The sequence below is a fragment of the Catelliglobosispora koreensis DSM 44566 genome (genome assembly GCF_000379685.1).
GTDB lineage: Bacteria > Actinomycetota > Actinomycetes > Mycobacteriales > Micromonosporaceae > Catelliglobosispora > Catelliglobosispora koreensis.
In genome coordinates this window covers 350,015-375,769 of record NZ_KB903250.1, presented here as the reverse complement: position 1 = coordinate 375,769, position 25,755 = coordinate 350,015, and the positions used below count along the sequence as shown (strand labels likewise).

23 protein-coding genes are annotated in these 25,755 nt (G+C 64.9%); 15 read left to right on the top strand and 8 right to left on the bottom strand.

Features of this window, described 5'->3' with window-relative positions; all coding sequences use genetic code 11:
- Positions 1–38: 38 nt before the first annotated feature.
- On the top strand, positions 39–824 hold the full coding sequence (locus tag A3E1_RS0108820) for a hypothetical protein (protein WP_026208239.1): 786 nt from the start codon (positions 39–41) through the stop codon (positions 822–824).
- Between the two features lie 35 nt (positions 825–859).
- Positions 860–2,425, top strand: coding sequence for a molybdopterin-dependent oxidoreductase (locus A3E1_RS0108815; RefSeq protein ID WP_020520394.1), 1,566 nt, complete (start codon positions 860–862; stop codon positions 2,423–2,425).
- Here the strand turns inward: A3E1_RS0108815 and A3E1_RS45975 are convergent.
- Positions 2,406–2,738 carry a WhiB family transcriptional regulator gene (locus tag A3E1_RS45975; protein ID WP_020520393.1) on the bottom strand — a complete coding sequence of 111 codons (333 nt, stop codon included), beginning with the start codon at positions 2,736–2,738 and terminating at the stop codon, positions 2,406–2,408. The genes A3E1_RS0108815 and A3E1_RS45975 overlap by 20 nt on opposite strands.
- A gap of 185 nt (positions 2,739–2,923) precedes the next feature.
- Between A3E1_RS45975 and A3E1_RS0108805 the strand changes: the two genes are divergently transcribed.
- Positions 2,924–3,646, top strand: coding sequence for a response regulator transcription factor (locus tag A3E1_RS0108805; RefSeq protein WP_026208238.1), 723 nt, complete (start codon positions 2,924–2,926; stop codon positions 3,644–3,646).
- Between the two features lie 55 nt (positions 3,647–3,701).
- Here A3E1_RS0108805 and A3E1_RS0108800 read toward each other — a convergent pair whose 3' ends face one another.
- Positions 3,702–4,082 carry a DUF5319 domain-containing protein gene (locus A3E1_RS0108800; protein ID WP_020520391.1) on the bottom strand — a complete coding sequence of 127 codons (381 nt, stop codon included), beginning with the start codon at positions 4,080–4,082 and terminating at the stop codon, positions 3,702–3,704.
- 59 nt (positions 4,083–4,141) lie between these two features.
- Here A3E1_RS0108800 and guaB point away from each other — a divergent pair, with 59 nt between their 5' ends.
- Genes guaB through A3E1_RS0108785 form a run of 3 tightly spaced genes read left to right on the top strand, consistent with a single transcriptional unit; the run spans position 4,142 to position 8,216 of the window.
- The gene (guaB, locus tag A3E1_RS0108795) at positions 4,142–5,620 is read left to right on the top strand and encodes an IMP dehydrogenase (protein ID WP_020520390.1); all 1,479 of its coding nucleotides are present in this window, start codon (positions 4,142–4,144) and stop codon (positions 5,618–5,620) included.
- Positions 5,621–5,625: 5 nt separating this feature from the next.
- Complete coding sequence (locus A3E1_RS0108790; RefSeq protein WP_020520389.1) at positions 5,626–6,738, top strand: GuaB3 family IMP dehydrogenase-related protein; 1,113 nt, start codon at positions 5,626–5,628, stop codon at positions 6,736–6,738.
- 14 nt (positions 6,739–6,752) lie between these two features.
- Complete coding sequence (locus tag A3E1_RS0108785; protein WP_020520388.1) at positions 6,753–8,216, top strand: M1 family metallopeptidase; 1,464 nt, start codon at positions 6,753–6,755, stop codon at positions 8,214–8,216.
- Here A3E1_RS0108785 and A3E1_RS39560 read toward each other — a convergent pair.
- Positions 8,213–10,111 (bottom strand): M14 family zinc carboxypeptidase, encoded by a 1,899-nt coding sequence (locus tag A3E1_RS39560; protein WP_051104901.1) that lies wholly within the window; start codon positions 10,109–10,111, stop codon positions 8,213–8,215. The genes A3E1_RS0108785 and A3E1_RS39560 overlap by 4 nt on opposite strands.
- Positions 10,112–10,229: 118 nt before the next feature.
- Here A3E1_RS39560 and A3E1_RS0108775 point away from each other — a divergent pair, with 118 nt between their 5' ends.
- From A3E1_RS0108775 to A3E1_RS0108745, 7 genes are all read left to right on the top strand, one after another.
- The gene (locus tag A3E1_RS0108775) at positions 10,230–11,813 is read left to right on the top strand and encodes an FAD-dependent oxidoreductase (RefSeq protein WP_020520386.1); all 1,584 of its coding nucleotides are present in this window, start codon (positions 10,230–10,232) and stop codon (positions 11,811–11,813) included.
- A 30-nt stretch (positions 11,814–11,843) separates the two neighbouring features.
- Positions 11,844–12,302, top strand: coding sequence for a hypothetical protein (locus A3E1_RS0108770; RefSeq protein WP_020520385.1), 459 nt, complete (start codon positions 11,844–11,846; stop codon positions 12,300–12,302).
- Positions 12,299–13,423 (top strand): ZIP family metal transporter, encoded by a 1,125-nt coding sequence (locus A3E1_RS0108765; RefSeq protein WP_020520384.1) that lies wholly within the window; start codon positions 12,299–12,301, stop codon positions 13,421–13,423. The genes A3E1_RS0108770 and A3E1_RS0108765 overlap by 4 nt, the downstream gene beginning before the upstream one ends.
- Positions 13,424–13,437: 14 nt before the next feature.
- Entirely contained in the window at positions 13,438–14,973 is a 1,536-nt protein-coding gene (gene guaA / locus A3E1_RS0108760; protein WP_020520383.1) for a glutamine-hydrolyzing GMP synthase, read from the top strand.
- A 486-nt stretch (positions 14,974–15,459) separates the two neighbouring features.
- A complete protein-coding gene (locus tag A3E1_RS0108755) occupies positions 15,460–16,410 on the top strand; it encodes an NUDIX hydrolase (protein WP_020520382.1) in 951 nt (316 codons plus the stop codon).
- A gap of 10 nt (positions 16,411–16,420) precedes the next feature.
- Positions 16,421–17,359 carry an NUDIX hydrolase gene (locus tag A3E1_RS0108750; protein WP_020520381.1) on the top strand — a complete coding sequence of 313 codons (939 nt, stop codon included), beginning with the start codon at positions 16,421–16,423 and terminating at the stop codon, positions 17,357–17,359.
- 279 nt (positions 17,360–17,638) lie between these two features.
- The gene (locus A3E1_RS0108745) at positions 17,639–18,475 is read left to right on the top strand and encodes a CDP-alcohol phosphatidyltransferase family protein (RefSeq protein WP_020520380.1); all 837 of its coding nucleotides are present in this window, start codon (positions 17,639–17,641) and stop codon (positions 18,473–18,475) included.
- 59 nt (positions 18,476–18,534) lie between these two features.
- Here A3E1_RS0108745 and A3E1_RS0108740 read toward each other — a convergent pair whose 3' ends face one another.
- From A3E1_RS0108740 to A3E1_RS39550, 3 genes are read right to left on the bottom strand one after another with little or no spacing between them, the layout of a single operon-like run.
- Entirely contained in the window at positions 18,535–19,776 is a 1,242-nt protein-coding gene (locus tag A3E1_RS0108740) for a phosphatidylserine decarboxylase (protein WP_020520379.1), read from the bottom strand.
- A gap of 38 nt (positions 19,777–19,814) precedes the next feature.
- Positions 19,815–20,048, bottom strand: a complete 234-nt coding sequence (locus A3E1_RS39555; protein ID WP_157631406.1) for a hypothetical protein — start codon at positions 20,046–20,048, stop codon at positions 19,815–19,817.
- Complete coding sequence (locus tag A3E1_RS39550) at positions 20,035–21,285, bottom strand: PspC domain-containing protein (RefSeq protein WP_020520377.1); 1,251 nt, start codon at positions 21,283–21,285, stop codon at positions 20,035–20,037. The genes A3E1_RS39555 and A3E1_RS39550 overlap by 14 nt, the downstream gene beginning before the upstream one ends.
- Positions 21,286–21,407: 122 nt before the next feature.
- Here A3E1_RS39550 and A3E1_RS0108725 point away from each other — a divergent pair, with 122 nt between their 5' ends.
- Positions 21,408–22,643 (top strand): ATP-binding protein, encoded by a 1,236-nt coding sequence (locus A3E1_RS0108725; protein ID WP_020520376.1) that lies wholly within the window; start codon positions 21,408–21,410, stop codon positions 22,641–22,643.
- On the top strand, positions 22,640–23,284 hold the full coding sequence (locus A3E1_RS0108720) for a response regulator (protein ID WP_020520375.1): 645 nt from the start codon (positions 22,640–22,642) through the stop codon (positions 23,282–23,284). The genes A3E1_RS0108725 and A3E1_RS0108720 overlap by 4 nt, the downstream gene beginning before the upstream one ends.
- Before the next feature lie 84 nt (positions 23,285–23,368).
- Here the strand turns inward: A3E1_RS0108720 and A3E1_RS0108715 are convergent, their stop codons facing one another.
- Together A3E1_RS0108715 and A3E1_RS0108710 are read right to left on the bottom strand one after the other, a co-directional pair.
- Positions 23,369–23,668, bottom strand: a complete 300-nt coding sequence (locus tag A3E1_RS0108715; RefSeq protein WP_020520374.1) for a chorismate mutase — start codon at positions 23,666–23,668, stop codon at positions 23,369–23,371.
- 197 nt (positions 23,669–23,865) lie between these two features.
- Positions 23,866–25,701: a bifunctional metallophosphatase/5'-nucleotidase gene (locus A3E1_RS0108710; RefSeq protein WP_026208237.1), complete on the bottom strand. Its 1,836-nt coding sequence runs from the start codon at positions 25,699–25,701 to the stop codon at positions 23,866–23,868.
- Positions 25,702–25,755: the final 54 nt, after the last annotated feature.

Below are 25,755 nucleotides of genomic sequence, written 5' to 3'. Positions count from 1 at the left end.
GGTCCATTTGGGCCCCACTGTCGTTTATGCTCCGGCCCGTGGTCGGGCGCAAACAGTTGCTCTGGGCGGCATTGGCCGCGGGTGGCATCCAGCTGATCGGCTTTGTCAGCAACTACCTCGTCGGGCTGGCGACGGGTGATAAGGGTTCTCCGACGCTGCTCGTGGTGGCCGGTGTCGTGAGTGTCATCGGCGGCACGATCACCCTCTTCCTCCAGCAAGCTATGACGCCTGTGTCTGGAACGCCGGCTCCTGCTCCGGCTGCGGCCGCGGCTCCGGTGCCGCCCAGGCGGTCCGGCAGCTCGGTGACCGTCGTCCTGGGACTGATCTTGCTCATTGTCCTTTGTGGAGTCGGCGGGACCGCGTTCAACACCGTGCTGAGTAACGTGCTCGCCCGCCCACAGAATTTCCCGGGAAACTTCCCCGACCCGTTCCCGTCAAGCCCAGCGCCCCCTGCGTTCAAGAACGTGCTCGCGAAGGAAGTGTCGGTCCGCTCAGGGGACCTGACGCTCAAGGTGACGGGGGCGGAAAGCAACGGCCAGACCATCCGGCTGCAGATCACGGCGGTCAACACCGACGACCGCAGCATGGACCTGCCGCTATTCAAGAACTGCACGCTGAGCATGGCGGGCAAGACCCTTGAAGCCGATCCAGGCAGCAGCCAGTGGGCGATCGTCGTGCCAGGCAACGGCGAGATCAGCGGGACGGTGGTGTTCGCCGGTGCGCTGCCGGCCGGCACGGCCAAGGTCAAACTGTCGTTCGCCACAGTGTTTCGGCTCGGCGGGGGCAGCGTCAGCCTCGACGTGCCACTCAACACCAATTCGTAAGAATCTTCCGCGCCCGGGTAGCGCAGACTTGAGGCATGGTCTCGCGTTGGCAAGCCGCGATAGCGGGAGTGGTCGCGGCTGCGGTGGCACTGGGCGTGGCGGAGTTGATAGCGATCTTTAGCGGTCCGCCGTCAGCGCCGCTCATCGCGGTGGGCGCGACGGTCGTTGACGCCGCTCCGGAACCAGCCAAGGATTTCGCGATCAGGCTCTTTGGCGTTCATGACAAAACCGCATTGCTCGTGGGTACCACGATCTTGCTGGCCGTCTTCGCCGCGTTGATCGGGCTGGCAGCAAGACGGTGGCGCTGGGCCGGGTTCGCGGGCATTGGTTTGTTCGCCCTGATCGGTGTCTCCGCCGCGGTGACTCGCCCGAACGCGTCTTGGACCGCCGCTTTGCCAACGTTGCTCGGCTCCGCCGCCGCTCTGTTCGTCCTGTTCGGACTGCTGTCGCCCACTCCCTTTGCTTTGCACCCATACAGGCAAAAATATGCGGCGCCCGACGCCGCTATAGGTGCAGAGCAAAGGGGCACGGACGGCACTGGCCGGCGGGGCTTCATGAAGCTCGCGGGTGCCCTTGGCCTGGGCGCGGTGGCGGCTGGTGTCGTCGGGCGGATGATCTCGGGGCGCAGGGGAGTTTCCGAGGCACGATCCGCGATCACCTTGCCACAGCCGTCTAGCCCGGCGCCGGCCGTTCCCGCGAACGTGGATCCGGCACCCGCGCCGCTCGCGCGTTACGTGACGTCCAATCGCGATTTCTACCGCATCGACACGGCTCTCGTGACGCCCCAAGTGGACCCGGCGGGCTGGTCGCTCAAGATACACGGACGGGTGAAAAACCCACTGACGATTACTTATGCCCAGCTCATGGCGATGCCCATGGTCGAGCGCTACGTGACGCTGGCGTGTGTGTCCAATGAGGTCGGCGGTGACCTCATCAGCAACGCCCGCTGGCTGGGTGTCCCGGTGGCCACGCTGCTCAGCCAAGCTCAGCCAGAGGCGGGTGCCGACCAGGTCGTGAGCACCTCGGCCGATGGCTGGACGTGTGGCACCCCGACCGAAGTCCTGCTCGACGGACGCGACGCGCTTCTGGCCGTAGGCATGAACGGCGAGCCGCTGCCGGTCGACCACGGGTTCCCTGTGCGCATGGTGGTGCCGGGGCTTTACGGCTATGTGAGCGCGTGCAAGTGGATCGTCGGGATGGAACTGACCAGCTTCGCTGACTTTGACGCCTACTGGATCCGCAAGGGATGGGCGGCCAAGGGCCCCATCAAGACCCAGTCCCGCATCGACGTGCCCCGCGGTGGGTCCACGGTGGAGGCCGGTGACGTCGTTGTCGCCGGCGTCGCGTGGGCACAGCACCGGGGGATCACCGCGGTCGAGGTCAACGTAGGCGACGGTCAGTGGCGCCCAGCGGAGCTAGCGGGAACAGTCGGCCCAGACACGTGGCGGCAGTGGAGCCTGCGCTGGAACGCCGCTCCCGGGACCTACACCCTGCAGGTGCGGGCGGCTGACACGACAGGTGAACTTCAGTCCAGCCGCAAGATCCCGATTTTTCCGGACGGAGCCGAGGGCTACCACTCGATCAGCGTGACGGTTCGCTGAGACGCTCTTCCAGTCCGCGAAGATCCAGCTCTCCGGCCCAGCCCTCGCGGATGAGCTGCAAGCGCTCATGCTCGGTAAACCCGCCCCAAACGCCATAAGGCTCCCGGGTCGCTAGCGCGTAGGCCGCGCACTGTGCTCGAACCGGACACTGCTCGCAGACGCGTTTTGCCGCTAATTCGCGGCGGCCACGGCTTGCGCCTCGTTCTCCATCTGGATGGAAAAACTGCGAGCTGTCACGGTCACGGCACGCACCCCGATGCTGCCAGGACCAAATGTCAGCTATCGGACCGGGAAGTCTATGGAAGTGAGCCACCTGACCTCCTAGGGGATGGGAGGCTTGTTTTGCGCAACGTACGCACGTTACTCCTCGTACGTCCAGTTGTCGTCACCCGTTGGATGATCAGGTAGTACTAGCCCAAGTTTTCGTACACATTCCCCGAAAGTGCGTAATGATCTGGCTATCTCGTGGTCTTCTTCGCAAGAGAGAGGGGGATCACCGTGCAAACCGTCCTCGTTTGCGTCAGGACAACGCAAAGCGCGGCGACCATAGCCTCAGCCGCTGAACGGCTGGGAGTGGGAGCAGGCGTCCGCACGGCGACCAGCGCGAATGACGCTGTCGCGCAACTTGGCACGTTCCCGGCAAGCATCGTCTTCGCCGACACAGCGGTGACCAAACCAGACACGCTGGGGTTCACCCGGCGAGTGCTGGCGGCAGCACCGCACACGCAGCTAGTGCTGTTCGGCCCGGAAGAACCAGCGGTCGCCCAGGCGGCCATCCGGGCCGGTGCCCGGGGCCTGATCGGGGGAACCGATCTCGACCCGGCCAGTGCGGCGGCGAAAGCACTCTTACTCGTGGCGAGGCTCGCGTCGCCAGCCCCGGCGTCACCCCCAACGCCGGTTCTGGTGCCCAAAGGGCGTCCCGGGCACGTCGCCACTTACCCAGCAACCGCCGTTGTCCCGGCACAGCGCGTCGACGTGCCCATCGTGGCGTCGCGACTGGGACCGCTAGCGCGGCCAGCCCGCTCGGTCACCCTCACCGAACGCGAGCTTCAGGTGCTGCGTGGCATGGCGGACGGGCAGAGCAACGCCGAGATCGGGCGCGATCTGTTCGTCTCCGAGGACACGGTGAAGACACACGCCCGGCGCCTGTTCCGCAAACTCGGCGCCCGCGACCGCGCACACGCTGTCGCTGCCGGATTCCGCGCCGGGTTAGTGAGCTAGCGCAGCGCACGGTGTCCCGGCCGCGAAATGGCCGGGACACCGTGGAAAGCGAAAGCTATTTGTCTTCGCCCAGGTCGTCGACAGCGTCGGCGTAGCCGCGGGCGTAGTCCCAGGTCACATAGTGATCTGGGTCCGGGTCATACGCGGGCTCGTGCACGCGTGGGCGGCCGGAGTCGAGCAGGTGCTTCAGGTTGCCGCGCAGGAGATCCCAGTCGAAGTAGTGGGGCTCCCGGCAATCCTCACAGTCGACCACGAGCCCACGGACTCCCTTGGGCCCGAGAAGGACCTGGTAGATCTCGAGTTCGGCGAGATCGGCCAGGAGATCCTCACGCTCCTGCGTGGAGAGCTCGCCGTAACCATCACCGTCCAGATCTTCAAGATCAGCGGTGGGGTCGGCGGGATCACCCTGGAACGGGTCAATCGGCTCGTCGTGCACCCCTTCACGTTAGTACCCAAATGGCTAGCAGTGAGAGTCACCTAGGTAGGATTCGGAAGATGGACGCAATCCCGCTTGGCCTTACCTTCGATGACGTTCTCCTGGTCCCGGCTGAGGCGGATCTGGCCCCGAGCCAGCTGTCCACGGCGACCCAGCTGACGCGCAACATTCAGCTGAACATTCCGATCGTTTCCAGCGCTATGGATACCGTGACCGAGGCCCGGATGGCGATCGCGCTCGCGCGCCAGGGTGGGATCGGCACGCTGCACCGCAACTTGTCGATCGAGGAGCAGGCGGCCCAGGTTGACCTGGTGAAGCGGTCCGAGAGCGGCATGATCACCAATCCGGTGACGTGCTCGCCCGAGGACACCCTGCGCGACGTCGACGCCCTGTGTGCCCGGTTCCGCATCTCCGGTGTGCCCGTCGTCGACGCGAGTGGCGAGCTGGTGGGCATCGTCACCAACCGCGATATGCGTTTCGTGAGCGACATGTCCGTCAAGGTGCGCGACGTGATGACGAAGGCTCCTCTGATCACCGCCAAGGTGGGAGTGTCCAAAGAGGAATCGCTGGACCTGTTGAAGAAGCACAAGGTGGAAAAGCTTCCGCTGGTTGACGATTCCGGCAAGCTGCGTGGCCTGATCACCGTCAAGGACTTCACCAAGAGCGACCAATACCCGCACGCCGCCAAGGATGAAGCGGGCCGCCTGCGCGTGGCCGCCGCCGTGGGCGTCGGTGAGGACGGATACAAGCGCGCCAAGGCTTTGGCCGAGGCCGGCATCGACGTGATCATGGTCGACGTCGCGCACGGGCACAGCCGGGCCGTGCTGGATCTGGTCGCCCGCCTCAAGAAGGAAACCTCCGCCGACATCGTGGGCGGCAACGTGGTGACGTTTGAGGGCGCCAAGGCTCTCGTCGACGCCGGTGCCGACGCGGTCAAGGTGGGCGTGGGCCCCGGCGCGATCTGCACCACGCGGGTCGTGGCCGGTGTGGGCATGCCCCAGATCACCGCGGTCATGGAGGTCGCCCGGGCGTGCACCCCGGCCGGAGTGCCTGTGATCGCTGACGGCGGCATCCAATACTCAGGCGACATCGCCAAGGCGATCGTGGCCGGTGCCAGCACGGTCATGCTCGGCGGCCTGCTCGCCGGCTGCGAAGAGTCGCCCGGCGATCTGATCTTCATGAACGGCAAGCAGTTCAAGGCCTACCGGGGCATGGGCTCGCTCGGCGCGATGATGAGCCGTGGCCCGGCCGCGCAGAGCTACTCGCGAGACCGTTACTTCCAGAGCGACGTGACCAGCAACGACAAGCTGATCCCGGAAGGCATCGAGGGTCAGGTTCCCTACCGCGGCTCCCTGGCGACCGTCGTCCACCAGCTCGTTGGCGGCATGAAGCAGGGCATGTTCTACAGTGGCGCCGAAACGATTAGCGAACTGCAGAGCAAGGGCAAGCTGGTACGGATCACCGCGGCCGGGCTCAAAGAGAGCCACCCGCACGACATCCAGATGACCGTCGAGGCGCCCAACTATTCATCGAGGTAGGACCTGTGCGAGACGTTGTCGAGATCGGGCTGGGCAAGACCGCACAACGCGGATATCACTTGGACGACATCGCGATCGTTCCCACCCGCCGCACGCGCGACGTCGATGACGTCTCGACCGCCTGGCAGCTAGACGCCTACAAGTTCGGCATTCCGTGCGTGGCTCATCCGTCTGACGCGACGATGAGCCCGGCGACCGTGGCCGAGCTGGGCAAGGCTGGCGGACTGGGCATTCTCAACGTCGAAGGTCTGTGGACCCGCTATGAGGATCCGTCCAAGCAACTGCTGTCGCTAAAGGACAGTGCGTCGCCCACGGCCACGCTGCAGGAGCTCTACTCCGAGCCGATCAAGCCTGAGCTGATCGCCGAGCGGGTGCGCGAGATCCGTTCACATGACGTCACTGTCGCCGTGCGCGTGTCGCCGCAACACACGCTCAAGCTCGCTCCGGTCATCCTCGACGCGGGCGTTGACCTGCTCGTCATCCAGGGCACACTGGTTAGCGCCGAGCACGTGTCCACTGTGGACGAACCACTGAACCTCAAAGAGTTCATCGCCGACCTGGACCTGCCCGTGATCGTGGGCGGCTGCACCAACTACCAGACGGCTTTGCACCTCATGCGCACCGGCGCCGCCGGTGTCATCGTCGGCATCGGCGCTGACGATCTGTCCAGCACGGACAACGTGCTCGGCATCCGGGTGCCGATGGCGACCGCGATCGCCGACGCCGCGGCGGCCCGCCGCGATTACCTCGACGAGACCGGCGGACGCTATGTGCACCTGATCGCCGACGGTGACGTGCACACGTCTGGCGACATCGCCAAGGCCCTGGCCTGTGGCGCTGACGCCGTCATGCTGGGCATGCCGCTGACCCTGATGGCCAACACGCCGGCTGGGGGACTGTGGTGGCACCCGTCAGCGAGCCACCCGAAGCTTCCGCGCGGGCATGTTGGCAGCATCGAGGACGCTCACCCAGTACCGCTGGAAAAATTGCTTTTCGGTCCTTCTGATGACGCCTCGGGCAGCCTAAACCTCTTCGGTGGCGTCAAGCGGGCGATGGCCAAATGTGGCTATCGGGATCTTAAGGAATTCCAGCGGGTTGGGTTGATGCTGGACCGCTGAGATAACTTCAGGGAATGGTCAACACGCGCTGGGCCGCCCTCGGAGTGGCAGCTGCTCTGGTCACCGCATGCTCGGTCGGCGGCACGCAGCCGACGAAGCCGTTGTTCACTCAGGCGCCAGCGCCACAGACCGGCGGGCCTAGCTGCTTGCTGCCGGATGTGCCCACGGTCGATGACGGCCGGGGCGATCCTTACTTCCCGAAGGACGGCGGCCCGGGTTACGACGTCACGCACTACAAGCTGAAGCTGAAATACGATCCGCCGACGGACACGCTGACCGGCACGGCGACGATCGAGGCGACGGCGCTGGAGCGACTGTCCGAACTGCACCTTGACTTTCACGGCATGAAGATCAGCAAGGCGACCGTTGGGGGCACCCTGGTGACGCCGACGCGCATTGATGACTCCCTGACCGTTCCATTGCCGGTGCCGGTCGAGAAGGACGCGAAGCTGTCCGTCCAGATCGACTACAGCGGTGTCCCACAGTCCTTGGACGAGGGAAATGCCTTTGGCACCAACGGTTTCCTGCACACCACTGAGGGCGCTTTCGCGATCGGTGAACCGCATTCGGCGACGACCTGGATCCCGGTCAACGACCACCCGCGCGACAAGGCACTCTACGACTTCGAGCTGACCGTCCCGGCCAACCTGGCCGCGATCACTAACGGCGTGCGCACGTCAGAGACTGTCGCGGGTGGACTGAAGACGTCGACCTGGAAGGTCACCTCGCCGATGGCGACCTATCTGGCGACGCTGGCGATCGGGGACTACCGGGTCACCGAGGGCACGCACAAGGGCCTGCCGGTGATCAACGCCGTTCACAACTCGATCCCGGCCACGACGCGCGTCGATGAGGACATCGCCCGCAACGGCGAGGTGCTCGACTTCCTCGTCGAGAAGTTCGGGCCATATCCCTTCGATGCGTTGGGCGGCATCGTCATCAACGACGACCGAATCTCCTTCGCCTTGGAAACCCAGACTCGGCCCATCTATGGCAACGGATTCTGGGGCGCCACCCGCTCCAACACCGACGTGATCGCGCATGAGCTGGCACACCAGTGGTTCGGCGACAGCGTCAGTGTCGACACCTGGCAGCACATTTGGCTCAACGAAGGCTTCGCCACCTATGCCCAGTGGATGTGGGCCGAGGACGAGGGCCGGGTCACCACGCAGCAAGAGTTCGACCGTCGTTATGCGACAGAGACGAGCCCGATCTGGTCTGTACCACCGGGTTGCCCCGGCCGGGCCCGCATCTTCGACTCGTCGGTCTACAACCGGGGTGCGATGACACTGCACATGCTGCGCGACAAGGTCGGTGACGAGAAGTTCTTCACCATATTGCAGACGTGGGTGAAGCAGAAGAAGGACAGCAACGCGACCACGCCGCAGTTCATCGCGCTGGCCGAAGAGATCTCCGGCCAGCAGCTTGATGACTTCTTCAATGCTTGGCTATTCGGGAAGTCACGACCCCGGATTTAGGGCCGCAGGTTCAGGGTCCAGGTGTTGATGTAACCGGTGTCGATGGAGGCGAGGTCCCGGGCGCGCAAGCGCCAGGTGCCGTTGGCCACCTCGGAGGACAGGTTCACGGTGTAGGTCTGCACGATGTTGTCGGCGCTGCCGCCGCTACGGTTGTGCAGGTTGTAGACCGTGCCATCGGGGGCGACGAGGTCGACGATCAGATCGCCCTTGTACGTGTGGACGATGTTGACCGCGACCGTGCTGTTGGACGCGGCGTTGCCCGCACAGCCCGAGATGGTGATGTTGCTGTAGACGCCCGTGCTGTTGTTGTCGGGAATGGACACGTCAGTGCCGTTCGTTCCCGAGCACGAGCCGCCCACCGGGTTGACCGTCCAGCTAAAGCTGGCGCTGCCACCACTTGCCGTGACGGTCGTGCTGTACGTGCCGGCCGTGGTAGGTGTGCCGGTGATTTGGCCCGTGCCAGAGTTGATGCTGAGCCCTGGGGGCAGGCCGGTCGCCGACCACGTGTAAGGCGGTGTGCCACCGGTGGCGCTGTTGTTCAGGGTGACGGCAGTCCCGACGGTCGAGGTCTGGTTGCCGGGGTTGGCCACGACAGGGGTGCCGGGCGCGCCACAATATTGCGACTCCTTGCCGATGGCCCGATAAGGACAGTCGGCGTATTCACTCAAGATGAGCACGGCTTCGCGGTTACGTGACGTCTGAGCCGGGATGACCTCATCGGGCGGGTAGAAGCCGCCGCCGCCCGAACCCGGGTAGAGCTCGAACGTGTAGGTCCAGATCTGCTGGTTACCCCACAGCCAGTCGGTGATGTCGCCATCGGTGATGTAAAGATCGCTGCCCTGCTGCGGGGTGTAGCCGTTCGTCGCCGCCATCTGCTGGCCGATGGTGCGGAACGTCGCTTCCTGGTCGACGCTCAGGCCAGGTGCCGTGTTCGCGGTGGTGTAGCCGTAGGGCCAGAGCACGAGTTCCGAATAGCTGTGGAAGTCGATGTTGGCCTTGATCTGCTGCACGCCACCGATGCGCCGGCTCAGGACGAAGTCCCGGATCCGCTGCGTTTCCGGAGCGGAGAAGGCGGCGGTTCCGCGATACGTCTCGGAACTTTGGGTGCCACTCGAACCGCCGCAGCAGCCCCACATGTAGCCGAAGTTGCGGTTGAGGTCGGTGCCAACGGACCCGCCGGAGTTGGGCTGACGGTTCTTGCGCCAGCTGCGGTACGAGCCGGTCGCCACGTCATACACCATGCCGTCCGGGTTCACGGCCGGGAAGATCCAGTACTCGCGGGAGTTGACCAGGTTGGTGATCCGCGAGTCGGAACCGTAGGAGTTGGTGAACAGGTTGGCGAGGTAAAGCGCCATTTCCGTGGTCAGGTGCTCGCGCGCGTGCAGCAGCGAGTTGATCAGGAATTCTGGCTCGTTCTCGTCGCTGGCCACGTTGTCGGAGATCTTGACGCCCCAGATGGTCCGGCCTTCGTAGGAAGTGCCGATGTTGACCTTCTGGGCGATCGCCGGGTGGTCAGCCACGATCTGGTTGAGTTCGGCGTTCATCTCGTCGTAGTTGTGGTAGTTCGAGTCGGCCGGCGGGAAGTCCATGATGCTGACATCGCCGGAGGTGTCTGCCTGTGGAAGCAGCTGCACTTCCAGCCCGAAGCCGAGCCGCTGGATCTGCGCCGCCTCCGCGGTGGTGGCCGTGATGTAGATCTTGCCGTGCTCGACGAGATCGACCGCCGCCCCGGTGCGGGCGATAGCGTTGCGGTCGGCCCAGGTCTTGGGCCCGATCACGAGATATTGCTTGGTCTCCGTCGGCTGTGCCGGCGCCGCTGTGGTCGGCGCGCTCGACAGTATTGCCGCCCCTAGTGCGAGTGTTGAGATGACTAGCGCGACTGGTCGTCGTCGCATAGAGCCCTCCCTATGGGTCTCATGGTTCCCCAAAGGAGAGCACGGGCTTAAAGGGATCGCAATACATGAATTTAGTTACGGCACTGGTGTGAAGTTAACTGGCCAGTAATAATGCGGCATGGCTCGTTATGACGTTGTGGTCATCGGATCGGGGTTCGGCGGAAGTGTCGCCGCGCTCCGGCTTGCCGAAAAGGGATATTCGGTCGCTGTGCTCGAAGCCGGACGCCGCTTCGCAGACCAGGACTTCCCGAAGACGAGCTGGCGGTTGCGCAAGTTTCTGTGGGCACCCGCGATCGGCTGCTACGGCATCCAGCGGATCACGCTCTTGCGCTCCAAGAATCGCCGAGGCGGATCAGTGCTGGTGCTCGCCGGTGCCGGGGTCGGCGGAGGCTCACTCGTTTACGCCAACACGTTGTATAGGCCGCTTCCCGCGTTCTACGACGATCCACAGTGGAAGGACATCGCCGACTGGAAGTCCGAGCTGGCACCCTTCTATGGCACCGCCGAGAAGATGCTCGGCGTGACGGTCTATGACCGCTCGACTCCCATGGACGTCGCCATGAAGAAGGTGGCTGAGCGGATGGGTGTGGGAGACACGTTCCACCCGACGCCGGTGGGCGTTTTCCTTGGTATGCCGGGGGTTGCCGCTAAAGACCCCTACTTTGACGGCGCGGGGCCCGACCGCAACGGCTGTCTCCACTGTGGAGAGTGCATGACCGGCTGCCGTCACAACGCCAAGAACACCCTGGTCAAGAACTACCTGTACTTCGCGGAGAAACTGGGCGTCAAGATCTACGAGCGCACTCAGGTCACCGCGGTACGCCCAGGTACCAACGGTTACGTCATCGAAGCTGGACGCCGGCGATTTGAAGCCTCCGAGGTGGTGTTCGCGGCGGGAGCCCTTGGCACACAACGCCTTTTGCACAAGATGAAAACTCGCGGGGTGCTATCAAAGCTGTCCGATCGCGTGGGATTCCTAACGCGTACCAACTCCGAATCCCTTGTGGGCGCGACGGTTCCGCGTTCGGCTGCGCGTAAACGGGGCCTGGACTACACCGAGGGCGTCGCCATCACCAGCTCGTTTCACCCTGACGCGCGCACGCATATCGAGCCCGTGCGCTATGGCAAGGGCTCAAACTCCATGGGGCTCCTGCAATCCGCCCTGACCGACGGGGGACCGGGCCGATTTGGGCGCTGGCTCAAAGCCATGTTCAGCTGGCCGTTCCCTTATCTGCGCGCGATCTCGGTACGAGGCTGGTCACAGCGGACCATCATCGCGCTCGTCATGCAGTCGCATGACAATTCGCTCACGACACACTGGGTGCGCGGTGGACTGCGCTCCACCCAAGGGCACGGGGCGCCGAACCCGACCTCGATTCCCGAGGGCAACGAAGCTGTCCGGCTGCTAGCCGAGGAGATCGGGGGCATCCCGGGCGGCTCGCTGACGGAGATGTTCGACATTCCGATCACGGCACACATCTTGGGTGGTGCGGTGATCGGCACCTCGCCGTCAGACGGCGTGATCGACAAATATCACCGTGTCTTCGGGCACGCCGGGCTGCACGTCGTCGACGGCGCGGCGGTCAGCGCCAACCTGGGCGTCAACCCCTCGCTCACGATCACGGCTCAGGCCGAGCGCGCCTTCTCGCACTGGCCCCGCAAAGGCGAACCCGATCAGCGCCCAGACCTGATGTTTACCTGAGCGTGACCTTCAGGCCTCAGCCTCTGGGGCGTGGATACGACATCGAAGGCCAGCGTCGTCTTCGTCTTGCTGCTCGTGCAGGCCGGCACCATTCTGCTGGCCACCATCGGGGAGCTGCTGTTCATGGGCGGCCTGCCGTTTTACCTCATCGTGCCCGTGATCCGGGTGACACTGCTGCTCTTCTTCGGCGTCATGATGCTGCGCGGCTCGCGCACGGGACTCGTCGGAATCATTGTGCTGCAAGCACTTTCGCTTGCCGGATTGATGTTTTCGATCGGGGTCGGGCTGCTGCCCCAGGTTGACTTCACGTTGACGCTCACAGGTTTGGCCACGACCGTCGTGCTTCCCATCGTCGCCGGTTTCTATTGCGTTCAAATGCTTTTGGGGGTACGCCGTGAGCCGCGCCCCTCTGCTCTAGGTGCCCAGGCCGGACCGCCGGATCCCACGCTCCCGCTTGCTCCCCAGCCCATCAGCGGTGGACGCGCATGAGCACTTTGCTGATTGGCATCGCTCCCGAGCATGCGGCCGGGCTGGTCGCTGGCCTTCTAACCCTGGTCGTTGGTGCCATGTGGCCAGGTGGTTCACCGTCGCTTGTGGACAAATGGGCGCGCGCGTTGCTGGCGTTTTCCGGTGCGCTGCACCTGTTCTTGCCGTTCGGTCACCCGGCCGGCGCCCTCATGGTTAGCGGTTATGTGCTCAGCGGCTTGGCGTTTCTCGTCTTGGCTTGGCGGGCGCATGTCGGCCGCGGCTGGCGGATCGGCACGGCGATCCTGGCACCCGTCACGGTGGTGGCCTACTTGATAAACGGCGAAGACCCCGATCAAGTGGGCATCCTGACGATGCTCCTGGAGCTGACCGCCTTCGGTCTCGCTGTCGCGACGACCCGTCGTGTGGGCCGCGTTTTCGGTTCGGTAGCAACGGTTTTCACCGTCTTCCTCGCCGGTGCGGTGGTGTGGATCGCCTCGTTCGTGGCACACCAAGCCACCTCAGCGGACTCTCAAAACCCATCCGTCGGGCACAGTCACGAAGGCGAGCATGAACATTTAGCTCGCGCTCAGGCGGGCGTCATCATGCGCCCACTGCCCTCACATCACGCCACCCCTGCGGAGGTCTCGGCCTCCATCGACCTCGCGGCGGCGACTTCCCGTGGCGTCAAGCGGTTCGCCCGGCTCGAAGACGCGCTCGCGGCGGGATACCAGTTCAACTTCGGGCAGGACAAAGGACTGAACGTCCACCTGGAACACAAGGAATACAAGAAGGACGGACGTGCTCTCGACCCGGAGAAGCCGGAGTCCCTGGTTTACGTGATCGAGGACGGCAAGGCGACATTGCTCGGCGTGGTTTACGTCATGGAAAAGGCGGGCGACCCTGGTCTCGCGCCCGGCGGGCCGATCACGCGATGGCACGCGCACAACCTGTGCGTCTCGATCATGCCGCCCGGGCTGGGCATCGTGACTCCCTACGGCGGCTGCCCCGCTTTCTCCGTGCAGATCACCATCTCCGAGATGATGCACGTGTGGGTCGTCGATCCGCCCGGAGGGCCATTCGCCGAGAACATCCCGGACGAGTGGGCCCGCTCATACCACCGTGAACACGGCCTTCCCAGCTAGGTAGGCTGTAGTGCATGACCTTGCCGCGGCCTGTCCTTGTTGTTGACTACGGAGCCCAGTACGCGCAGTTGATCGCGCGACGCGTACGCGAGGCGCGGGTTTACTCCGAGATCGTGCCGCATTCGATGCCCGTGGCCGAGATGCTCGCCAAGGACCCGGCCGCGATCATCCTGTCTGGCGGGCCGTCCTCGGTTTACGAGCCGGGCGCACCTCAGATCGATGCCAAGCTATTCGATGCGGGCGTCCCCGTTTTCGGGATCTGCTATGGCTTCCAGGCCATGGCCTCAGCCCTCGGCGGCACGGTCGCGCACACCGGCTCCCGCGAGTTCGGTGGCACCCAGCTGCAGTTGGTCGAGCCGGGCGTTCTCTTCGCGGCAACGCCCACTGAGCAGAGCGTCTGGATGAGCCATGGCGACTGCGTGACGGCCGCTCCGGCTGGCTTCACCGTGACGGCATCCTCGCCTGGAGCCCCGGTCGCCGCCTTCGAACACGTCAGCCAAGGTTTCGCCGGCGTCCAGTTCCACCCCGAAGTCGCGCACACTCCTTATGGACAACGCATCCTGGAACACTTCCTTTACAAGGTCGCCGGGATCGAGCCGACGTGGACGATGGGCAACATCATCGACGACCAGGTGGCCCTGATCCGCGCCCAGGTCGGTGACGCGCCCGTGGTTTGCGGACTGTCCGGTGGCGTCGACTCAGCGGTGGCCGCAGCGTTGGTACACAAGGCAATTGGCGATCAGCTCACGTGCGTTTTCGTCGACCACGGCTTGCTGCGTGCGGGAGAGGCCGAGCAGGTTGAGCGCGATTACGTCGCGGCCACCGGCATCAAGCTGATCGTCGCCGATGAGAAGCAGCGCTTCCTCAACGCTCTCGCCGGAGTCACCGATCCGGAGGAGAAGCGGAAGATCATTGGCCGCGAGTTCATCCGGGCATTCGAGGCGGCCGTTCCGGCGGAGACGCGTTTTCTCGTGCAGGGCACGCTTTATCCCGACGTCGTCGAGTCTGGCGGGGGCACCGGCACGGCAAACATCAAGAGCCACCACAACGTTGGCGGCCTCCCCGAGGACATGCAGTTCCAGTTGGTGGAGCCGTTGCGCACCCTGTTCAAAGACGAAGTGCGTTCCCTGGGCGAAAGCCTTGGCCTGCCTGACGCGATGGTCTGGCGGCACCCGTTCCCGGGACCAGGCCTCGCGATCCGCATCATCGGCGCCGTCGACGAATCACGGCTCGAGATTCTCCGTGCCGCCGACCTGATCGCGCGTGAAGAGCTGACCGCCGCAGGCCTCGACCGCGACGTGTGGCAGTTCCCTGTCGTGCTGCTCGCCGACGTCAGATCCGTTGGCGTGCAAGGAGATGGACGCACCTACGGCCACCCGGTCGTGCTGCGGCCAGTGTCCAGTGAGGACGCCATGACCGCCGACTGGTCCCGCCTGCCCTACGACGTGATCGCGAAAATCTCCACGCGCATCACCAACGAGGTCCGCGAGGTCAACCGAGTCGTCCTCGACGTCACCTCCAAGCCCCCGGGCACCATCGAGTGGGAATAGCCACCACTCACGTCTGCCCTTCACCGCTCGCCCTACCTCGTGATCCACATCCCTCCAGACGTGATCAACAGGCCGTTTGATCACGTCCCAGGGGATGTGGATCAACCTTGGGGCTGTGGATCAAGCCCAAGTCAACAACGTCGCCCACGCCACCCTCGTACCAAGCGCGAGATGCGCGGACGCTGCCGGAGGCCGGCCTTTGCCGCCCGCCGGAAAGCGCGGGCCGCTGGCGCGGGGCGGGTGGCCGGAAACCTTGCGGGCCATGGTGTGTGGACCGTGATGTCCTAAGGCGCTTCGCCTTGCAATATCGTGCGGCGCCGAAGCAGCTTCGCCGCCGTCGCCGGGAGTAACGGCCGCAACCCGGCGCGGCGTCGGAAATGGGTGTTGGAAGCGAGGGCATGCGCTGAAGGCTCAGGGGAAACCGGACGACCGACGTGAAGGCGCAGTTATTGCCCTGATCTCGCTGCTCAGGGAGAATGATGTTCTGTGACCGCGATCGAGCCTTCGGAGGTACTGCGGCGCATCGCAGCGTACGCAGTGATCACTGACGCATCACATAAGGTGCTGCTCGTCAGGGCGTCATCGCTGTCAGCGACCCCCAATGTGTGGTCGTTGCCGGGTGGAGCGGTGATGCACGGGGAACATCCACAAGAGACGGTGGTGCGGGAAACCGCGGCGGAATCGGGCCTCAGCGTTGCGGTGACCGGTCTGCGAGACGTATTGGCCGACATGCGGGCGCTTCCGCATCGTGGCCTGACTATTCACACTGACCGGGTTCTTTACGCTGCCCGGGTGCGCGGTGGCACCCTGCGTGAACGCACCGGTCAGCCAACGGACATCGCCCGATGGCTGTCGGTCGATGAAGCCTCTGAGCTGCCGCTACGGCCGTTCACCTCGATCGCGTTAGGACTGCCACCGTCCGAAGAAGAGGTTCCCGGCGAGGTGCCGGAGTTTCCGTCGTTCTTCGCGGCGCCTGGTCCTGACGGGTTGCACCGGGCGCAGCGGTTCGCCGCTTACGCGGTCGCGACCGATCCTGATTCACGGGTGCTGCTGACCCGGATCGCCCCCAATTACCCGGGTGCCGGGCGCTGGCACTTGCCCGGGGGCGGCACGGACTACGGCGAGCAGCCGGGCACGGCTCTGATCCGTGAGCTACACGAGGAAACCGGGCAGCGGGGGCGGCTCATCGCATTGCTCGGGGTCGGATCCACTCGTGATCCAGCATCGCTGGGTCCCGAGGGCTATCCGATCGACTGGCATGGCGTGCGCGCGTTCTACCGGGTTCAGGTGGACCAGGCGACCGCGCCGACCGTGCACGATCACGGTGGCTCGACTTCTGAGGCACGGTGGGTTCCGGCGTCGGAAGTTCAGGCGTTCGGTCCCGACGAGGTCACCGAGGTCACGGCTGAGGCGATCCGGGTGGCCTTCACCCAGTAGTGTTGCGGCCGTGGAGAAACGGCGGCGCGTAGGGGCTTACGGCATTGTTCACGACGAACAGGGCCGGGTCTTGCTCGTGCGTTCGTCGGAGCGTTCGAATCACCCCGGCGTGTGGTATCTGCCGGGAGGCGGGCTAGACCATGGGGAAGATCCCAACGCCGGGGTGATCCGTGAGCTGAAAGAGGAGACGGGTCTCGACGTCGAGATCGTCGGCCTGCGCAGCGTGTCTTCTGATCTCGTGGAGTTCCCCTGGCGGAACGTTCTGTTGCACCACGATCGCATTGTGTTCGACCTGGCGGTCACTGGCGGCACTCTGCTGTCCGAAGTGGATGGCACAACAGACTTGCCCAAGTGGGTCAGTCCAGAAGAGTTGCCTGAGCTGATCCTGGTCCCCTTCGCGGCCAGTGTTTTCGGCCTTCCAGCGCGCCCAGAGGCGAACCAGACGGTCCCTCCGTCCGTCCCAGACGAAGCAGGTGAGGTCGCCGCGACGGGCGCTTCGCTGACGGTCGCGCGCAAGACGATGCGGTTCGGCGCCTACGGCGTGGTGACCGATGCGGACGGCCGGGTGCTGCTGTCCCTGATTAGCGACGGTTACCCGGGCGGTGGCAACTGGCACCTGCCCGGCGGAGGCACCGACTTTGGCGAGTCGCCGCAAGAGGGACTGGTCCGCGAGATCTTCGAAGAGACATCCCAGCACGGCACCGTGGGCAGACCGTTGCGCGTGGGCCACAAGCACCATCCGGTCGCTATGGGGCCTGAGGGCGAGCCCTACGACTGGTACACGGTGCGCGCGATTTTTGAGGTTTTTGTCCCGGAACCGACCGCTGCGGTGGTGACGGAGGCCGCAGGCGGATCGACGGCCAGGTCAGCGTGGTTCACGCGGGACGAGCTGGGACAATTGCCCCTTAGCGACCTAGCTCGCGGTGAATTGCAACACATCGATCAATAGACCCGATCGGGTAAACTTTGCAACTGGGTGTATTGCCCCGAGAGTAATTCGCTGCCCGGAATGTCGGTTACTTGGGTATCGCCAAGGCACATGTTCTTGTGCGATGGTATTGCCGCAAGAGCCGGACGGTCCGCTGAGGCGGCGGAAAGGAACCGAACCGGCGTGGAGGGACGACACGTGCCGAGAGCCATATGGCGTCGGCGTCGATCGACGGATAGTCCGCGACCCGCGGGACGGCTAACCGGCCGCCTCAGGGCTAGCGGGACGAAGGCCCGGCAGATGTTGCTGGTCCCAGTGGGACGGCTCCGCCGTAACCACGCCGTTGCGACGCCAAATGCACTGCCCGGCCTTGACCCGAGCGAAATCCGTGCCATTGAAGCCGCTGCGGTGGCTCCAGAGGCAGATGTAGCCACTCCAAGCACGATTCCACTTCTGCCTGGCGAGCGCACCAACGCCCGCAGGCTGAAGTTCGCGCTGGTCCAGGCATGCACACTGAGCAGCCTGCTGCTCGGGATGACCGCGATCTTCCTGGCGATCAACGGGTTTGACCCGCGCTGGGGAGCGCTTTGCTTGCTCGCTTGCATCACCTTCGACGGCCTCGACGGCGCCCTCGCCCGAAAGTTTGGCGTGGCCAGCCCCTTCGGGGTCCAAATGGACTCGCTCGGCGACATGGTTTCGTTCGGCGTCGCCGCGCCCGTCGTCATCTACTCAGCCCTCAACGGCAAGGTGGCGATGCCTCTGCTGATCGGAGCCTGTGCTCTGGTCGCCGCGTGCGCGGCGGTCCGCCTGGCCCGGTTCAACGTCTCACCCAAGGACGGCCGGTTCTTCTGCGGCGTCCCGACCACGATGGCAGCCACCGTGCTCGCGATCAGTGTGCTGCTCGGGCTGAACCTTCCGCCCGCGATGATCGTCACTGGCGTGGTGCTGCTGGCCTTCGCCATGGTGTCGAGCTTCCCCTACGCCAAGCTGGCCAAGGTGATGAAGCTGCACCCGATCCTGCTAGCTGTTCCCGTGCTGGGCGCGCTCGCCAATCACGAGATCGCCTTCGGCCTGATCGTGCTGACCTACTTGGTCAGCGGCCCGATCCTGTGGGCAAGGCAGCGCCGCACGGCGTAAAACTTGGTTCTCCTTCAAAGCAAAAGGGGCCCTACCCGGGCCCCTTTTGCTTTGGCTGATTACTTCCAGCGAGCGATCACGGTTGACCCGCCCACGACCCGGTCACCCGGGCTGACGACGGCTTCGGCGAGGCTGGCCGGCAAGTAGACGTCGGTGCGTGAGCCGAACCGGATCAGGCCGAACCGCTCACCCTTGGCGAGCAAAGCACCGATCGGCGCGCGCTGCACGATCCGGCGGGCGATGAGGCCGGTGCGCTGGGCGACGACCACCTTGTGGTGTTCCGGCGTCTCCAGCACGGTGTAGGCGGCGACGTTGTGCTCAGCAGCCGCGGTCATCGCGTTGGCATAGCCGCCGTCTTCGACAAAATAATCAACAACCTTCCCTGGTACGGGAGAGCGGTTGACGTGCACGTCGAGGACCGACAGGAAGACCGCGATGCGCAGGAACTCTTCGTCGGCGAAACGCTCGTCGACCAGGTGTTCCACGCTGAGCACCTTGCCGTCGCTAGCGGCCACGATCGCGCTCGGGTCGGAGGGGATTTCCCGCTCCGGGTCCCGGAAGAACGCGGCGACCGGTCCGGCCAGCAACGCGGGAAGAACCCAGGCCTTCGACTTCGGGCGGACCAGCTTCAGCATGGCGGCGGCACCGAGCGCGATTCCCGCGGCGGCGACACCGTTAGAGTCGATGTTCATCGATCCGGCTACGGGCACGCTGGAGGGCCGGTAAGCGGGCTTGAGCTTGGCCGCGGTCGCGGCGTCAGCCTCGGTGAACCGCAGGCGGTGCACCCGTACCGGCGGCGTGTTGCGCAGCACGAGATCCGATCCAGCGCCCTGGCGGGCGGCGATGCGGTCGAGTTCGTCGGAGGCGCCGCTGGACAGGCCGGGCAGGGCCACAGCCGACACGATGAGCAGACCGCCCTCGCCGACCAGCTTGCTTAGCTGGTCAACGGTGTTGCGGGCTTCTTCGCCCGAGCCGACCAGAGGCTCGGCGACGATCACGAAATCGGCTGGCTCGGCGGCCGCGATGTCATCGACGACCTTGACCCGGTCGCGGATGAAGGAGCCCATCGTGGCCACTTCACCGGCCACGGAGCTGTCGGCCGCGACGACCGTCAGCCGGTCGCCTGGCAGCAGCGCGTCTAGTGATTCGGCCAGCACCAGCGAGTGGGCACCAGCACCAACCAGCACGGCTGACTTAGGCCCGGTGTGGCGGGCAAGTTCCGCGGTGAGCGTCTTGGCGGCACGGTCGCCGATGCTGACCTGGCCGAGCGGGCCCAGGGGAGTGGTGGAAAGCTGGCTCATGCGCCCCAGCATAAACTCCTGCTCCCCTGGGCTAGCTGTCACGGTTGCGTGGCCTCGTCAGTCGGTGCCGGTGCTGGTTCTTCTAGCTTCTTTTCGGGGACGAGGGCGCCGATGGCGACCACGACACCGATGAGAATCAGCCCGCCAGCCACGAACCAGCCGACCTCAGGCAGCTGAATCTCGCGGTAGGAATCCAGGAGGAATCCGCTGGCGACCATAACGAAGATCAGTCCAAACACGAGCGAAATCGTGTCAGTCCTATGCGTTTTCACGGGCCACCACCGCATCCCCAGCCCGAACATTGAGCCGGATTTCAAGTTTTCCGCCGCCTGCGCCGTCTTCACCTAGATCAGTACGCGTGTCCCCGACGTTCACGCCGTTGATGTCATGGCCGAACACCGAAGCATTTCCGAGGCGCACATCCGTGCGGATGGTGACGTCCACGTTGTCGGGAACTATTACCCGCAACGTGCCCGCGCTTACCTCAACCTGCAAAGATTCTTCGCGTCCGGTGAAGTCGAGCTGTGTCAGGTCGAGGGTGGCGTCGCCAAGCCGGTGTTCATATGTGGAACCCAGCTCGTGGAAGGTCACCGGCACCCAGTAAACGGAACGTTCCGGGTAGCCCGACCGATCCCGGTTCTCCTCGTCAGCCACGATCGGCAGCGCGATGCTCAGCACGACACCGAGCAGGATCAGCGACCGTGCCCGGCCGAACCAAGCGGCGACGATCAGTCCAATGCCGACGATCAGCAGAGCGGCGGCGACATAGGCGGTCATCGGGACCGAGACACCGGCCAGATCGGCGATGCCTAGTACACCGGTCGCCACGAGTGCCAGACCAACGACGAAGCGGCCAAGGCGGGACCGTTCGCGTTTGGGCTTAGGCATTTTCACAGGCGCGACGGGAGGCATCGGTGCGCTCGCGTAAGGCCCGTGCGGCGCGAACGGAGGCTGATATCCCGCCTGGGGGACGGCTGTCGGCACCTGTCCCGGGATCGGCTCGGTGACCGGTTCCGGGCCAGGCACCCGGGCAGGCAGCACAGGCCCTGTCCGGGTTCGTGGATTAGCCAGGGCGACCACGACCAAGGCCACGATCGCGATGACGGGCACCACCCAGCTTTCGGTGATGGCACCGATGCAAAGCACGGCAACGATGCCCAGGGCGATGGTGAGCCCCGTTGAGGTGCTGGACTGCCCACGCCCTATGAGCGATTCCACCGGCGAGGCGGTGTCGCCCTCGGCTGGCGTGAGCAGCCAGGCCCCGAGGTAGAGGAACACGCCGATGCCAAAGACCGAAAGCACGCCGATGAGCACGCGCCACAGGAGCGGATCGGTGTTAGTGGCACGGCCAATCCCGGCGCAGACCCCGGCGACCAGGCGGCCGTGACGGGGGCGAACCAGTCCCAGGCGGGCGGCCCAGGGCTCGTCACCACCGTCGCCGCCAGGAGCCGGTGCCGGAGGTGCTTGTGGCCCCGGTGGCGGTGGGGGTTCGGGTTTCTCGTCGGTCATGTCTTAGATATTGCTGCCCAGCGGCTCGTTCCGCCTCAGGACCTGACCCTGAGCGGACCCTGATAAAAGAAGTCCGGGGCTTACCTGTGGGCGGCACCTGACCCTCATGGAACGATCTATTTGTGCCTCAAGCCTTGCCCAAGCCCCGGTTAGCCCGCTCACGTGACGACCGCCTCATCGCTGGCGTCGCGAGCGGCATCGCGGCGCACTTGGGCATCAAGCCCACCTTCATCCGGGCTGGCTTTGTCCTGCTGATGCCTCTTAACGGGCTTGGAGCGCTGCTCTACGCGGTGTTCTGGGTTTTCCTTCCCAGTCAGCAGGGCCCGGGCAAACCGGCCCGCCGGGACCTTCTCAAGCTTCTCCCTTACCTAGTCGTGGCCGCGGCCCTAGTGACGCTGGCCGCCCTGTTCAGTCAGGGTGATCCGTTCTCGCTCGGGGTGGGGTGGCTTGTGGCCCTCATCGCCGCTGGTGGCGGCATCATCTGGCACCAGGCCCAGCGGCAGACCACGCCCGCGAACGCGGCTAAAGGCTGGCTCGGCGCGCTAACGAGTTCCGGAAACCAGCGCCTCTACCTGCTGCAGTTCCTCGCCGGCGCCGTGCTCGTGGTCGCCGGGGTGATCGGGCTGCTCATCGTCTACGCCCCGGTGCGCGACATGAACTTCGACGACCTGTGGAAGGCGCTCGCCTTCGCGCTCATCGCCGTCGCTGGGGTCGCCCTCGTCGCCGCGCCCGTGCTGTGGCAGACCATGGTCGAGCTGCGCTCCGAGCGTGTGGTGCGCATCAGGGAGCAAGAGCGCGCGGAACTCGCCGCGATGATCCACGACCAGGTGCTGCACACCCTCGCCCTGATCCAGCGCAACTCAGCCGACCCCGCCACCGTGCAACGGCTGGCCCGTGGGCAGGAGCGCTCGCTGCGCAACTGGCTCTATCAGCCCACAGGCTCGCCCAACGAGCACTTCGCCGCGGCTCTCGAACAGGCCGCCGCCGAAGTCGAAGACACCTATGGCATCGCGGTCGAGTCGGTCGTGGTCGGCGACCGCACGTTTGATGACAAGGTCGGTGCCTTGGTGGCCGCGGCTCGCGAAGCTATGGTCAACGCCTCGCGCCACGCCGGGGTCAAAACCATTTCCTTGTACGCCGAAGCCGAGCCCAGCATGCTCAGTGTCTTCGTGCGCGACCGCGGCGCCGGGTTCGACCTGGACAGCATTGAGGAAAACCGGCACGGTGTGCGCGGCTCGATTATCGGCAGAATGGACAGGCATGGTGGCACGGCGGAAATTCGCAGTGTCAGCGGTGAAGGCACGGAGGTCCGGCTCATGATGCCCGTGACCACGGCGAAGCAGGAGGAAGTGTCGTGACCGGACGGTTGAAAGTGTTCCTTGTGGACGATCACGGCATGTTCCGCGCTGGAGTTCGCGCCGAGCTGGGCGCGCACGTGGACGTCGTGGGAGAAGCGGCGACGGTCGCGCAGGCGATCTCGATGATTGGGGCGACACAGCCCGACGTCGTGTTGCTGGACGTGCACATGCCTGACGGTGGTGGCCGGGCGGTGCTCGAAGGGGTCCGCCGCACCCACCCGCAAGTCAAGTTCCTGGCACTGTCCGTTTCGGACGCGGCCGAAGATGTCATCGGCCTGATCCGCGCAGGCGCAAGGGGTTACGTCACGAAGACGATTTCGCCCGATGACCTGGTGGATGCGATTCGCCGCGTGGCCGACGGTGACGCCGTCTTTTCGCCGCGGCTGGCGGGTTTCGTGCTCGACGCCTTCGCCGCGCGCCCCGACACCGCTGTCGCGGACCCCGAACTAGACCAGCTGACGAACCGTGAACGTGAAGTCCTGCGGCTGCTCGCGCGTGGCTACGCGTACAAAGAGATCGCCAAGGAACTGTTCATTTCCATCAAGACGGTGGAAACCCACGTTTCCAACGTTTTGCGCAAACTTCAGATGTCCAACCGGTACGAACTTTCGCGCTGGGCGGCCGACCGCCGGTTGCTTTAGAGTGGACGCGCGTGGCGGGTGACAGGCCGGGTGAGCCTCCGGCTGAGTTACCCGCCATCGCCCTGCGCGGTTGGGTGTTTTTCTTTACCCACCAAGCGGTCCCCGGCCCGCCCGCAGAATCAGCAGCGCCAGTTGAGTGCCGTCAGGGCCGAGCTCGGCGCGGAACCGGTCCATGATTTCGCGCTCCCGGCTGAGCACCAGACGGGTGCCGCCTGAAGCCACGCGGGTCTTGCCTACCTGTTGAGATATCGCCGCCCTTTCCTGCCAGAGGGCGATCAAGGTGGCATCAATCTCGTCGATGCGTGTCCTTAAGCTGGCGATCTCCATTGATGCTTCAGCTTCGCTGGTTCCGGTGTTCGTCGGCTGAACGGTCATGATGGTCATCACTTTCTCCTTGGGCTGATTCTCGCTCCTGGCGGGCCCGGGAGAAGGCGAAAGGCCCCGGGCTGAGGAGCCCGGGGCCTTTCTAGGTCTGTTGCGATCAGCGGCGACCTATGACTGCCGGAACTCCGGAGCCATAAAAATAAAAGCCGCGTACGTGCTGGATCACGTGGCAAGTATGCCCCAGGACCATCGAGTTATCAACCAACCTTCGTGATGCGGTTGGCTGGCCCGGGCGCGATGGAGCCCGTGCCGAGGTAGGCCACGAGAGCGTCAACGTCGAATCCGGGCGCGGTGACCCGGTCCGTTCCGGCGGTCAGGGTGGTGAAACCGTCGCCACCGTTGGCCAAGAAGTCGTTGGTCGTCACGCGGAAGGTAGCCGCTGGGTCGAGGGCCACTCCGTTGAGCTTGATGTCGGAAACCCGGCTACCGAGCGGCAGCGTGGAGTTGTAGGTGTAGCTGAACCCGGCCGAAGGCTGCAGGATGCGCGTGGCGATCTGCCCCGCGTGCCCAGCGAACTGCTGCTCCAGCACCGCGTCGATCTGCGCCCCGGTAAAGGTTTGCGTCACCACGAGGTTGTTGAACGGCTGCACCGTGAAGCACTCGCCATAGGTGACGTCACCGGCCGGTTCGCCGCCCGGAGAGTTGGCGAACGTTAGCGGGGCCCGGATGCCGCCGGGGTTCATGAGGGCGATCTGAGATCCCGCCGACGTGGTGTAAGCCAGCTGAGCGTCGGCGATCACGTCACCGAGCGGGCTCTCGCCGTTGGGCAATACGTCCCGGACGATGTCGGCGGTGATCTTGCCGACGACCCGGTTAGCGATCGGCGCCACGGCGGTGCGGTACTTGTCTGCGATGACCTTGGCGCTGGCGTCGATGAGAGCCGGGTTGCGCAGGAAGTTGCCTGCCGCGTCCCTAGCCCAGGTGCCATCCGCGTTGCGGATGCCGTTTTCGACGATGACGTTGCGTGCGCTGACCGCGGCGAACTGACGGGTCCGCTTGTCCAGCGTGAAATCGATGTCCGTTACCAGCGTTCCGTTGCTTCCGGCGCTGGTGACGGCCACGGGAAGGCCGGCCGAGTTGAGCATCGAGCACGAGTAGAAGCGGTGCGTGTGTCCGGACACCACGATCCCGAACTCTTTGCGCAGGCCCGCCACGATGTCGGTGATCGGCCCGGCGAACCCGGCACACGTGGACGGTTCACCCGTGCTGGCCTGCTGCCCACCTTCATGAATCAGCAGCACCTGTGCCTTGATCCCGAGGAGGCTGAGGATCCGCGACCACCTGTTGGCGGTCTCGATCTCATCCAGGAACTTAACTGAACTGTTCCCCGGGGCGCCCGGGTTGATGATCGTCGGGGTGCCTTCGAGGGTCATGCCGATGAAGCCGACCGGTACCCCATTAATGATTTTGATGGTTGCTGGCAACAGAATCGGCAGGCCGGTCTCCTTGCTGACCACGTTGGCGGCCAGGTAGGGGAAGTCAGCGCCATCGAATCCGTCGCCGTCGGCGCAGCCATCTACCGGGTGGCAGCCACCGAACTGGAGCCGCCGCAGCTCGACCGTTCCTTCGTCGAACTCGTGGTTGCCAACCGAGCTGATGTCCAGGCCGAGCGAGTTGAGCAGCTCGATCGAGGGTTCATCGTGGAATGCGGCGCTGACCAGAGGCGTTGCCCCAACCAGGTCGCCGGCTCCCACCGTGACAACATCGCTTCCCGCCGCTTCGCCTTCGGCGCGCAGCCGTTTAACCCAGGTCGCCAGGAACTCCGAACCGCCGGCGGGGGCACCGGTAACGAGACCGCCACTGCCGGTTGGAGGATCGATGGCGCCGTGGAAATCGTTGAAGGCAAGCAAACTGCCAGACGCCGCCTGCCCTTGCGGAACGTCGGTCAGCTGTAGCGAAACCGGCGTCATCGGGGTCCACGCGGCATCCTGTTGGGGCGCTGGGCTTGCGGCGAACGGAAGCGCGGCCACGACTGCCAGTGCTAAGACAGGCAGCGCCAGATGGCGGGCGCGTGCGAAGGGGGATAAAGACATGTACGTATCTTTGCAACAGTCACTCACTCGTTCCACTGCCAGTGGGTGACGGTT